Genomic DNA, 12,503 nt, shown 5'->3' on the forward strand with positions numbered 1-12,503 from the left:
CGGGATGTAGGCGGCCGTCTGGCCCTGCTCCACGAGGTAGAGGCTGTCCTGCAGGATGTAGAGCGCCGGGGGCGACTCGACGACGTGCAGCACGACCGTGATCGTGGAGTAGTAGGGGTCGCCGCCGTAGAAGTTCGGATCCTCGCAGTCGCCGCAGTCCGCGGCGCAGAATCCCGCGGCGTCGCAGTAGCTCATGACCGCGGTCACCGTGTCGTAGTCGCACACCGAGACGTCGCACGGCACAGTGACACAGATGTCCTGCCACCAGAGGTAGCCCGGATCGAGCACATTGCAGGCGCGCAGCGGCGGATCTCCGGTGACGATCCAGTTCTGCGTCTCCTCGACGTCGACGCAGAAGGTGTCGGTGTCGGGGCAGGTGGCCGAGACGAAGCCGAAGTTGCAGGGACCGACGGTCCAGCAGACCGTCTCGCCGGCGATGACGTCGCGGGCGGTCTCGCCGAAGTCCACGTAGAAGGCCGGGTCGCCCTCCTTGAAGCATTCGCTTCCCTGGTCGATCGGACCGATCGTGGCACGGAGACCGATGTCGCCCATCGCGTAGCCGGTGCCGCCAAGATCGTTCCACGTGGCGTCGTCGTTCGAGATGTAGCACTTGCCGTTTTCCATCGGGCCCGAGTCGTCGTAGGGAACCGGATAGCCGTAGGCTCCCGTGTTGAGGTCGGCGTGGATGTAGATCTCGTCGCCCGTGCCGACGGGGATCGGCGTGGCGAGCTCGATCGTGTAGTACCCGGCGTCGGTGGCCGTGCCGGTGAAGGGCCCCGCGATGGGGTTCGACGGCCCGGCGGCCGGCGCGAAGTCGTCGTAGACGGTGATCGTGTAGATCGTCGGCGAGGCGGTCGCCCAGAAGTGCAGCTGGGTCAGGTAGTCGCTCGTCGCCGGGTCGATCTCGACGACGGCGTAGTCATTCCCATCGCCGTATCCGACCGCGCTCCACCAGCCCCACTCGTCGTAGTGATGGACCAGGGCGGCGGGATCGTAGTCGCGGTAGCCCGTGATGACGTTCGTGTTGCTGCCGATCCGCGCGCTTCCGTACTGGATGTAGAAGTAGCCGTTGTCGCCCCAGCCGGTGCCCCAGGAGTTCTTCACGATCCAGGCGCCGTTGCCGCTGCACATCGCGTCGTCCCAGCCGACGATCAGCACGGCGTGGTTGGGATCCTCCGTGCCGGCGTACGTGAGGCAGTACGAGCCGTCGTAGGAGCTGAAGCCGGGGAAGCTCGCGTAGAACGAGGTGTAGGCGGGGCCGTAGGTCATGACGGCCGTCTTGATCGCCTCGACGTCGTTCGGGACGAGACGCCACTCGGTGACCTGCTTGAGGTACGAGCAGGCCGGGTTGATGCACGAGGGCGTCGGGCAGCCGCCCGGATAGGTGTCGCACGACTCCTCGACCGAGCCGAGCAGGGAGAGGTAGTTCGTCGTCATCCAGGAGTTGCCGCCGGCGTTGCAGTCGTTCGACGTGGGATTGCACGAGACGATGTTGAGCTCCGAGTAGTCGGGCTCGTAGAACTCGCCCAGCAGGACCTGCGACTCGAGGTTGCCGAGAGCGGCGAAGGTCCAGCAGGTGCCGTAGGGGTTCTGGTTCTTGACCGAGCTGACCCCGCTCATCGCCCGCCAGTCCCACGAGGCGGGAGCGAGGGGCGCCGTCAGGAAGGGCGACGGCTGGATGTGGCTCAGGTCGATCGGCGGGGGCACGTAGCCGAACTGCGGATCGTTCGATGGCTGGACGATCCGTTTCGGCGCCGTGCGCGGCACCTGCGCCGACAGGTCGCCGGCGACGAACGCCAGCATGACCGCGGCGGCCATGAAGAAAAGCAGCGATTTCTTCGTCTTCATTCCGTACTCTCCTTGAAATGTCGACAGCGACTGGTACCAGCGGGCAATGGGCGCCCTCACGGGGACGCGGGCAGTGCTCTCATCCCCTCCCTCCCCCGGCGGATCGTCCGTCCGGTCGTTCGAGTCGGATCGTCTGAGCGGATCGCTTCCGGCGGCCCCGCGGGACGCGCCGGGATAGTTACACCGATTCTACCATATATCACACAGCGTTTCAACAGCTTATGCATCGCCCCGGCCGCCGGCCGGGGCGATTTTCGTTGCGCGGACGACAGGGGGCATAGTAGACTCGGCCTCTCATTCCACGGGAAAGGGGACAGGCGCATGAAGTTACGGTTCCCTGCCGTCGTCGTCGCGGCGGCCGTCGGCCTGGCGCTCGCCGGCGGCGCGTCGGCGCAGACCGGTGTCTCGGCGAGGCTCTTCTCGCTCGGAAACGGCTATCTCGAGGGGATCGTGCGCGACGAGGCGACCGACCTCGCCCGCAACCCCGCATGGCTCGCCGCCACGGACGGGCCGTTCGTCCTGTACCGCTACCGGTCGCAATCGTGGGAAAACATGTACCTCCCCCGCCTCGAGGGAAACCTCTTGATGTACGGGGACATGCGCATGACGATGGCGAGCGAGGCGGCCTCCTCCTCGGCCGGCCTCGGGTCGCACGAGCTGGCCGTCGTCGGCGCCCGGGCGGGAGGCTGGGTCGCCGGTTTCTCCGCCGACTGGTTCGTCGATGACGACGAGATCCTGACGACGTACGCCCGCTCGGACCTCCGCCGGGATTACATGTATTCATCGGGCGCGAGCCACGACGGGGATCTGCGCAACCGGGAATACTGGAATATCGCCTTCGCGGCCGCGCGCCGGCTGGGCGAAAGCGGCCTTCTCGGATGCCGCCTCGGCTTCTCGGGCATCTACCAGCGCTACGAACGGACGAACGAGTACGCGTACCAGGACTTCGACCTGAAAAACAACGAATACGTGCTCGATCAGGAATCCTACGGCAGCGAGACGCGTACCGGCGAGTTCAGGCGCCGCCGGACCGTGTACGGCACGGCGGGGCTCGTCGTCGACCGGGAGGCGGACGGCACCGCCGAGGTCCTCCTCGGCCTCGAGCGTTCGTCCCTCTACGCGCGGAGCGCCGTGTTCGACAGCGGGATCATCTGGCACTACGGCGACGACCCGGGCTATTACGAGTACGACTACGACTACCTCGCCGCGGAGGACATCCGCAGATCGGATCGGTGGACCGCGCGCCTCGCCCTCCGCCGCTCGTACGCGTCGGGAACCGTCCTCTACATCGACGGCGGCGCCCAGTGGGGCGCGATCGACGGCTGGTGGCAAAATTTGCTGAAGAACTACGACTACCGGAACTACATGAACGAGCGGCGGTGCGTCGACGCGGGATTCGCGTCGTCGAACGATGCGCTGCGCGAGTTCTGCACGGCCCGGCTCGGGAACACGCGGGAACTGCGCGACGACCTCGCGCTTTTCGGGGGGATCTCCGTCGCGTTCTCCCATTTCGCCTGGGAGGACGCCCCCCTCTTCTCATCGACCGTCACCTGGATGGACGACCTCGGCGCCGAGCGGCGCGACGGAGCGCAGCGGCTTTTCTTCGAGCGCCGGATCACGACGGTCGAGGGCGCCCTCCCCGTCGCGTGCGAATTCACGCCCCGTCCGTGGTTCGCTTTCCGCGCAGGCTTCGTCGTCGGCGCCTCGTGGGAACGCGACCGGAGCAGGACGAGCATCCCGGTCGTCGACCTCGATTCCGCGGCGGCGTCGCCCGCCGCCTGCGCCGCCCCGGAGGACGTCGACCGGCGCGTGACGATGATCCGGACCGCCTCGGTGGGTTTCTCGTTCCGCTGGGGCGAGCGACTCTCGGCCGATATCTTCACGGGATCCGACCTCACCCCCGACTCGCTGACGGGGATGACCATCGATCTCCGCTACTCCTTCTGAGTCGCGCCTACCTGATGCGTTCGCCGAGTCGGCGCTCGGCGCCGGGGAAGGTCTCCCACCGCCGGTCCTCGACGACGGCCCGGTGGAAGAGGCCGGCGGCGGCGTTCCCGAAAAGATCGCCGGCGAGCAGGCTCCTGAGGAGACCCGCGCGCTCGGGAAGATGCACGAGGACCGCCTCGCCGGCATCATCGATCCCCGCGAGTCGGCAGGCGGCGTCGACCGCGCGGTCGAGCCCCCCCAGTCCGTCGACGAGACCGTTCCTCGCCGCGTCCCGACCGGTCCAGACGCGCCCCTGCCCGAGCGAATCGACGCGCGCCGGCGTCATGCCCCGGCTGCGGGCGATCTCGCCGATCCACTCGAGGTAGAACGCGGTGTGCTCCCGGCGGACCGCCTCCCATTCTCGATCGGAAAAGTCGCGGTAGTCCGACCAGATGAGCGAGAGGGGCCCCGTGCCGATCTCGTCCTTCGCGATCCCGAGCCGTTCGTAGAGGCCGCGCAGGTTGAGCTTGCCCGTGATCGAGCCGATCGAGCCGGTCACGGTGACCGGCATCGCGAAGATGCTGTCCGCCCGGTAGGCGATCTCGTACCCGCCCGAGGCGGCCACGTCGGACATCGAGACGACGACCGGCTTGACTGCCGCGGCCATCTCCACCTCGCGGGAGATGAGGCCGCCGGCGATCCCGCTCCCGCCGGGTGAATCGACGCGCAGCACGATCGCACGCACGCGCGGATCGTCCCGCGCCCGCCGCAATTCCCGGATGATCGTCTCCGATCCCATCGTCATCCCCTCGACCGGGTCGAATCCGCTCTCCCCGAGGACGATCGCGCCCTGCGCGTGGACGACGGCGACTGCGGAACCGGCGATGGCCGACAGCCCGCCCGTGTGCCCGGCGCCGTACTCGCGCGAGCCGACGAGACGCAGTCCCGACTCCTCGAGCGCCGTCTCCACCTCGTCCCAGTGGCGGAGCCCGTCGATGAGCCCCGCGCCGGCGGCCCGACGCGGGCTGAAGAGACCGTCCTCCAGCCACGAGAGCACGGTGTCGACGGGAACGCCGCGTCCGGCGGCGACGGCGGCGGCGATCTCGGCGCCACCGACGGCGAGCAGGCGTTCGATCATCGACCGCGATTCGGGCGTGCGGCGCGTCTCGGTGAGCATCTCCGCCGCCGACTTGTATTCGCCGATGCGGTGGATGTTGGGAGAGACGCCGATCTTGTCGAAGAGCCCGCGGACGAAGAGGGCGCTCGATGACGGCCCGGCGAAGAAAAGAAAACCCGCCGGTGGCATGAAGACGCTGTCGGCCGCCGCGGCGAGCGCGTAGTGGCTGTTCTCGAGGACGGGCGAGAAGGCGATCGTCCGCTTCCCCGCCGCGCGGAGCCGCCCGAGGGCCCCGGCGATCTCGGCGCACTTGGCAGGACCCGCGCCCGAGGGACGTATCCGCAAAACGACCGCCTCGACGCGGTCGTCCCGCTCGGCGCGGGACAGTGCGCCGAGGATCGAGGTCATCGTCGGTTCGCGCGTGGCGAAGGCGAGCCCCCCGGCGAGGGAGGGATCGTACTCGAGCATCCGGCCCCGGATCTCGACGACGAGGGCCGTCCGCCCCCCGGCGGACCGCCGGTCGAGCCCGGTGTCGAGCCCCGTCAGGAAAAGAATCGGCAGGATGACGAGGAAGAACCCGAAGAAGAGCAGAAGCGCGATCCGCGCATTGCGACCGCTCACGGCGTCACCCCCTCGCCGGGCCCCGCGCCGGCCCGGTCACGTGGTCTGTTCGGCGGCGAGATCCCCCTGCTTCATCGCGACGAGGCAGGCGAGCGAGATCGAGGCGAGCTTCGAGCGCGCCGAGTCGCCGCGGGAAGTGAGGATGATCGGCACGCCCGCGCCGACGATCGCCCCGGCGAGAAAGGCGCCGGAGGACACGGTGAGGGACTTGTAGACGACGTTCCCCGCCTCGATGTCCGGCATGATGAGGATGTCGGCGTTCCCCTTGATCCGGCCCCGGTAGTGCTTCTCGTGCGCCGATGCGGGCGACATCGCCACGTCGAGCGAGAGAGGCCCCTCGACGATGCAGTCCTCCCGTCCGGCGTAATCGTCGGCGAGGTCGCCGGCGAGCATCGACGATTCGACGCTCGGGTTCCGCGTCTCGACGGCCGAGATGATCGCGATCTTCGGCATCCGGATGTTGAGGTACCCGGCGATGGTGATCGCGTTCTCGACGATCTTCTTCTTCAGCGCCTGGTCGGGATTCGGGATGAGCGCCGCGTCTGAGACGATGAGGAGCTTCGGATAGGTCGGGATCTGGAAGATCCCCACGTGGCTGTAGATCCGCCCCTTCCTGATCCTGCCGCTGTCCTTGAGGAACCGCAGCGTCCCGCCCATGATCTCGGCGGTCTTGACGCCGCCCTTCATGAGGAGATCCGCCTCGCCCGAGGCGAGGAGCTCGACCGACCGCTGCACGGGATCGTCGGAATCGACGATCGTGTAGTTGTCGCCGTCGACCTTGATGTCGTATTCCCACGCGAGCTTGTTGACCTGGTAGTAGTCGCCGACGAGGAGGAACTTCGCCACGGGGTACCGCCCGTCCTCGTTGGCCTGTTTCGCCGCCGCGATGGCGTCCTCGTTCTCCGCGCCGACGATCGCGACGCGCGGGGCGCGCCCCATCGCCACGAGCGAGCGGGCGTGGTGGATCAGTTCGTCGAGGCTCGTGACCGGCGCGTTCTCCTTCTTCCGCAGGGCGGGGTTGGCGAAGATCTCGGTCTCCATGAGCTCGCGCTCGGCCGCCCGGCGCCGGCGCAGCTCGTCGCGCTCGACGACGTAATCCTTCTTCTCCCCCGGCAGGAAGCGCGCCCGGAGGTGGCCGGCGACCATCGCCTCGTGCTCGATCGCGCCGGGAATGACGACGACCGGCGCGTAGGGAAGCACCTTGCGGCGGATACGCCCGGTGAACTCGCCGCTGCGGCTGAGCCCGCCGGTGAGGATGACGGCGTCGACCTTCCCCTCGAAGGCGGCGAGCTTGAGGACGGAGCCGGCGATGTTCCGCGCGAGGAAGTCGATGACGAGCTCGATCTTCTCGCGCTGCTGGTCCGTCGCCCCGGACTCGCGGAAATGCATGAGCGCGCGGAAGTCGTTCGTCCCGGTGAGATCGATGAGCCCCCCCTCGCGGAAGAGGTACTTCCGGAGCTCGGGCAGACTGATCTCCTGGCGGTCGATCGCGTCGAGCAGGGCGTCGAGCGGGATGTTGCCGCTCCGGTTGGCGCTCGGCACGCCGGCGAAGGCGTTGACGAGATCGCTCGCATGGCCGCCGACGTGCCGCACGATCGAGATCCCGCCGCCCATGTGGGCGCCGATCGTGGCGAGTTCGGCCGGATCGACCCCGAGCATCGAGCAGACGAAGCGGTGGATCGCCTCCTGGCTGAGGTAGTGGGCGCCGGAGCCGTCGATGAGTATCCGCCGTATGCCGGTGAGGCGCGAGACGGTATCGACGTCGTCGGAGGCGACCGGGTCGGACATCGTCACGAGGATCTCGCCGTCGCCGGCGAAGCGCTCCCTGATCTTCAGCCCGATGGGGATGGCCATGTTCGAGGCGTGCACGATGCGCGGCTCGAGGAGGTCCTCCACCATCGCGTCGGAAACCTCGTAGGTGCCCGGCGGCACCGGCTTCACGAAACCGCCGCGGCAGGCGATGCCGGTGAGCTCGCCCGGCGCGATCCCCTGCTTCTCCACCCAGGCGACGATCGCGTCGCACCGGTTTTCCACGCTGTCGTCGTAGTCGGGAGGCAGGTGCACCTCCGTCTCCCCCTGGAGGACGGTGCCCCGGTAGATCCCGATCTTGGTCGAGGTCGACCCCGGATTGACGCAGAGGATCAGCTGATCGGCCGCCGCCGGCGGCATGGGCTCGTTTCCGTAGAGGAGGGAGATGACCTTCCCCGCGCCGCCGTCGGAGTTGAGGAGAAACCTGACGGTCTGGGAGAAGAGGTTGCCCCAGGACTCGAGCCACCCCTGGTGGAGGGCGGCGGGGCGCGTCTGGCGCACGAGTTCGCGCATCCGGGCGAGGAGCGCGTCCTCCCCGTCGAGCCTGCCGAGCCTGAGATCCTCGATCGCCTGGTTGATGGAGCGCTCGAGCGACGCCGCGCCATGCTGTTCGCGAAGCGCATCGAGCAGCGCGTTCAGTTGCGATTCAAGTATGTCGGTGTCCTGCGAAGTCACTGCCTCTGCTCCTTGCGTCTCAATGAGTTCCGCCACGCGGCGGGATATCGATCGGTACCGTGTAACATATATAAACTATATTCGATTTACAAACGTTTTCCCTGAATTTCAATTCCGCTATAAAAAACAAATATTTCTATCTCTGTCCGGTCGTGGGGCGAAGCCGGCCAGCGGCGGATCGACGCGGCGAAGGGCCCCGGCGATCAGCGTTCCGGCTTCCTGGCGATCAGGGGCCGCCGCTGCGTCCGGTACTGCTCGATCGCCCGGTCGGCCATGCGGCCGAGCCGTTCCTTGACCGGACCGGTCGTGTAGAGCCGCATGTCCCGGAGATCCGATCCCTCGATCGACGGATCGCCGAGGAAGACCCCGCCGAGCGCACCGCCGTACCCCGCGTCGAGGACCTGGCCCGACAGCTCGACCCAGACGAGCGTCCATCCCCGGACGACGTCGTCCATCCGGTACCCGCCCCCGCCGAGGGCGAGGATGCGCGGGAAGCGCCGGTGGAGCCGCTCGATCGCCTCGATGTACCCGTTGTTCGTGAGCCGCAGGTGCGTGAGCGGATCGGTGGAGAGCATGTCGGTGCCGACCTGCGCGACGACGACCTCGGGATCGTACCGGTCGAGCGCGTCCATGACGATCCCGTCGAAGAGGCGGGCGAAGATCTCGTCGTCGGTCTCGGGCTCGAGCGCGACGTTGACGTTGAATCCGCGTCCCGCCCCCTCGCCCGTCTCCCGCTCGAACCCGCCCCAGGGAAAGAGGGTCTTGCCGGTCTCGTGGATCGAGACGGTGAGCACCTCCGGGTCGTCGTAGAAGGCGTCCTGGACGGCGTCGCCGTGGTGCGCGTCGATATCGACGTAGGCCGTGCGCAGCCCCGCCGCGCGGAGCTCGCCGATGGCGATCGCGATGTCGTTCGCGTAGCAGAAGCCCGCCGCCCGGTCGGGACGGGCGTGGTGGAATCCGCCGCAGGGATTGAAGGCGCTTTCGGCGCCCGCCGCGACCGCGCGCGCGGCGACGAGGCTCGCCGTGGCCGACAGGGCGGAGAACTCCCACACGCCGCGGAAGACGGGGTTCTCCATCGAACCGATCCCGTGGTGCAGCATGTCGAGATCGACCTCCGCCCCGCTGTCCGCCCGCCGGAGCGCGTCGATGTACTCGGGGGTGTGAAAGCGCTCGAGGACGCCCTCCTCGGGCTCCTCGACGTCGACCACCCGGAGCCCCGGCGCGGAGAAGAGCCCCCGCCGCTCGCACATCCGGTGCACGCGCGCCACCCGTGCCGGCTTGAACGGATGATCCTCGCTGAAGGAGAAGGATCCGAGCCTGCGGGAATTGACGAAGATCGCCCTGTCGACGCCGGCCGTCATGCCTTCCCCTTCTCGGAGAACTCGATGTGGATCGCGTAGGATCCCTCCTCGAGCCGGCTGTGGATCGGATAGCCGCACTTGTGGAAGACGTGCATCATCTTCTTGTTCGCGGCGAGGACCTCCGCCTTGAAGCCCTCGATCCCCATCTCCTGCGCGATGTCGATGAGTCGCGACATGAGATGCGTGCCGATCCCCCGGTTCTGCCAGTCGTCTCGGACGAGGAAGGCCACCTCTGCCCGGTTGTCCGACGGGTCGTTCCTGAACCGTCCGATCGCCACGATCTCCTCGTCACCCGGCTCGCCGAGCAGCCCCACGATCGCCATCTCCTCGCGGTAGTCGATGTTGACCATCGGCTGGATCCTCTCGTGCGGCAGTGCCTTGACGATATTGAAGAACCGGTAGTAGATCGACTCGTCGCTGAGGGAGTAGAAGAACTCCCGCTCGAGGGCCTCGTCGGTCGGTTTCACCGGGCGGAAGAAGACCTCGATATCGCCGAAGACGGCCGTGTGCTCGTACTGCTCGGGGTAGAAACGCCCCGCGCCCGCGAGGGGCATCTGGTCGAGGTGGACGATGTTGCGCTGCTTGGCGTAGGCGATCAGGTCGTCGCGGAAATCGGGATGGGCGATGCTGATCAGCTGCAGGGCCCGTTCGCGGAGATTGTGGCCGTGCAGGCTGGCGATCCCGTACTCGGTGACGACGTAGTGGACGTCGCCGCGCGAGGTCACCACCCCCGCTCCCTGGTCGAGGAAGGGGACGATCCTCGAGACCGTACCGTCCCGGGCGGTCGAGGGAAGCACGATGATCGGCTTCCCCCCGCGGGAACGGGCCGAACCGCGCACGAAGTCGACCTGCCCGCCGATCCCCGAGTAGAAGTACTCGCCGATCGAATCGGCGCAGACCTGGCCGGTCAGGTCGATCTGTATCGCCGCGTTGATCGACACCATGCGGTCGTTCTGCGAGATGACGAAGGGATCGTTCGTGTAGTCGCACGGATGGAACTCGAGGAGCGGGTTGTCGTCGACGAAATCGTAGAGGCGTCCGCTCCCCATGCAGAAGGTCGCCACGATCTTGCCGTTGTGCAGCGTCTTTCTCCGGTTGGTGATGACCCCCTTCTCCACGAGGTCGATGAGGCCGTCGGAGAACATCTCGGTGTGGACGCCGAGATCGTGCTTGTCCTCGAGGTGCCGGAGGATCGCGTTGGGGATCATCCCGATCCCCGCCTGGATCGTCGACCCGTCGTGGATGAGCCGGGCGACGTTCTGGCCGATCCGCATGGAGACCTCGTCCGGTTCCGGCGGCGTCCAGGTAAGCAACTCCTGGTCGCTCTCGATCACCGCGTCGATGTCGTTGAGATGGATGAAACAGTCGCCGAGGGTCCGCGGCATCCGCTTGTTGACCTCGGCGATCACGATCCTCGCCGCCTCGACCCCCGCCTTGACGACGTCCACCGAGACGCCGAGCGAGCAGAATCCGTAGTTGTCGGGGGGCGCGACCTGGACGAGGGCGACGTCGATCTTGAGCCGCCGCGACCTGAGGAGCTCGGGGAGCTCGGAGAGGAAGATCGGCGTGTACTCGGCGCGCCCCTCGTTCACCGCCCCCCGGACGTTCTGCCCGACGAAGAAGGCGTTGCGATGGAACGGCTTGCTGAGCACCGATTCGGCGTAGGGAGTGGTGCCGAGCTCGATCAGGTTGATCGTCTCGTGGTCCTCGATGTACTTGCCCTTCTCGATCAGCACCCGGATGAGGTTCTGCGGCTCCGCCGCCCCCGACCCGATGAAGATGCGGCTCCCCGGCTTGATCAGCCGGACGAGGTCGTCGGCCGATCGCTTCTTCTCCTCCAGCAGGCGCTGGACCTGCAGCCCCATGGTCACCCCTTTTCGTTCACGTCCCGCCGGCGTCCCGTCCGGCGCCGGCCACCCCGATAATGCGTCATTCCGGCGGATTCTTCAAGCGCCGTCGACCGCCTGGACGGATTGGAGTGGCGGAACGCCACGATTTTTCGTAGATTCGGTCTGCCGGCGCCCCCGCCGCCGGCGGGAAAGGATGCATACCGATGAGCAGGATCTTCGGCCCCGTTCCGTCGCGCCGCCTCGGCCGATCGCTCGGCATCGACATCGTTCCGTACAAGACCTGCACCTTCGACTGCGTCTACTGCGAGTGCGGCAAGACGACGGACCTCACCTGCGAGCGCCGGGAATTCTACCCGCTCGACGAGCTGCTCGACGCGGCCGCCGAGCGGATCGCCTCCCTCCGCGAGCCCCCCGACCACCTCACGCTCTCCGGGGCGGGCGAGCCGACCCTCTACTCCCGGATGGGCGAACTGATCGACGGTCTCGGAAAACGCTCGGAGGCGCCCGTCGCCGTCATCACGAACGGCTCGCTGCTCGGCGACCCGGCCGTCCGGGCCGAGCTGATGCGGGCCGACGTCGTTCTCCCGTCGCTCGACGCGGCCACCGACGAGGTATTCCAACGCATCAACCGTCCCCATCCGGACTGCCGGATCGCATCGGTCATCGACGGCCTCGAACGGTTCGTCGGCGAGTATCGCGGGCGCGTCCTGCTCGAGATCCTTGTCGTCGAGGGCCTCAACGACGGCGCGAACCATCTCGACGCCCTCGCCGCGATCGTGCGGCGGCTCCCGGTGGAGGCGGTGCAGATCAATACCGCCGTGCGGCCTGGCACGGAGCCCGGTATCGGCCCGATCGCGGCCGGCGAGCTCGAGCGGATCCGCCTCCTCTTCGGTTCGACGGCCGAGGTGGTTGCGTCGGCGGGCGTGCGGGCCGGTATCGAGGACGCGGCGGCCGCGGAGACGATCATCGATCTCATCGCGCGGCGGCCATGCACCGCCGCCGACATCCACCGCGCGCTCGGCACGCCGCTCCCCGGCGTCGTCAAGATCCTCGCCGCGCTCGAGACCGGCGGACGGGTCGTCTCCTCGGCGCACGGGGGCGAGACCTGGTACACGGCGACGAAACGCGCCGACCGCGACAATCAGGAATAATTATTGTCTATTTGCCGCCGGGCGGGTATATTTCCCGTGCAGCAGCACACCCGCGGAAGCGGGACCCCACATAGCCGACGCATCGCCGGCCGGGAGCGGCTGGGGTGACGCCGGCTATTCGCCTTCTCCCCCCCATCGTTGAACC

7 protein-coding genes are annotated in these 12,503 nt (G+C 67.7%); 2 read left to right on the forward strand and 5 right to left on the reverse strand.

The window, feature by feature from the left end; genetic code table 11:
• Positions 1–1,848: hypothetical protein (locus JW876_10145; protein MBN1885866.1), on the reverse strand; the 1,848-nt coding region annotated here is incomplete at its 3' end.
• A gap of 321 nt (positions 1,849–2,169) precedes the next feature.
• On the opposite strand from JW876_10145, the gene JW876_10150 reads away from it, so the two are divergent.
• Positions 2,170–3,795, forward strand: a complete 1,626-nt coding sequence (locus JW876_10150; protein MBN1885867.1) for a hypothetical protein — start codon at positions 2,170–2,172, stop codon at positions 3,793–3,795.
• 7 nt (positions 3,796–3,802) lie between these two features.
• On the opposite strand, the gene sppA is transcribed toward JW876_10150, so the two are convergent.
• The 4 genes from sppA to JW876_10170 all read right to left on the reverse strand — a co-directional run bounded on the left by sppA (position 3,803) and on the right by JW876_10170 (position 11,222).
• The gene (sppA, locus tag JW876_10155; GenBank protein ID MBN1885868.1) at positions 3,803–5,512 is read right to left on the reverse strand and encodes a signal peptide peptidase SppA; all 1,710 of its coding nucleotides are present in this window, start codon (positions 5,510–5,512) and stop codon (positions 3,803–3,805) included.
• 36 nt (positions 5,513–5,548) lie between these two features.
• The gene (locus JW876_10160) at positions 5,549–7,996 is read right to left on the reverse strand and encodes a butyrate kinase (GenBank protein ID MBN1885869.1); all 2,448 of its coding nucleotides are present in this window, start codon (positions 7,994–7,996) and stop codon (positions 5,549–5,551) included.
• A 203-nt stretch (positions 7,997–8,199) separates the two neighbouring features.
• A complete protein-coding gene (locus JW876_10165; protein MBN1885870.1) occupies positions 8,200–9,357 on the reverse strand; it encodes an acetoin utilization protein AcuC in 1,158 nt (385 codons plus the stop codon).
• Positions 9,354–11,222, reverse strand: a complete 1,869-nt coding sequence (locus JW876_10170) for a GNAT family N-acetyltransferase (protein MBN1885871.1) — start codon at positions 11,220–11,222, stop codon at positions 9,354–9,356. Before JW876_10170 ends, JW876_10165 begins: the two co-directional genes overlap by 4 nt.
• 188 nt (positions 11,223–11,410) lie before the next feature.
• Between JW876_10170 and JW876_10175 the strand changes: the two genes are divergently transcribed.
• On the forward strand, positions 11,411–12,358 hold the full coding sequence (locus JW876_10175) for a radical SAM protein (GenBank protein MBN1885872.1): 948 nt from the start codon (positions 11,411–11,413) through the stop codon (positions 12,356–12,358).
• Positions 12,359–12,503 lie beyond the last annotated feature (145 nt).

It is taken from the genome of Candidatus Krumholzibacteriota bacterium (genome assembly GCA_016931295.1).
Lineage (GTDB): Bacteria > Krumholzibacteriota > Krumholzibacteriia > Krumholzibacteriales > Krumholzibacteriaceae > JAFGEZ01.

Bases quoted from the DNA above. Each gene is read 5' to 3' on its own strand.
- JW876_10170 (MBN1885871.1), bottom strand. From the start codon at position 11,222: ATGGGGCTGCAGGTCCAGCGCCTGCTGGAGGAGAAGAAGCGATCGGCC.
- JW876_10175 (MBN1885872.1), top strand. From the start codon at position 11,411: ATGAGCAGGATCTTCGGCCCCGTTCCGTCGCGCCGCCTCGGCCGATCG.
- JW876_10150 (MBN1885867.1), top strand. From the start codon at position 2,170: ATGAAGTTACGGTTCCCTGCCGTCGTCGTCGCGGCGGCCGTCGGCCTG.
- JW876_10165 (MBN1885870.1), bottom strand. From the start codon at position 9,357: ATGACGGCCGGCGTCGACAGGGCGATCTTCGTCAATTCCCGCAGGCTC.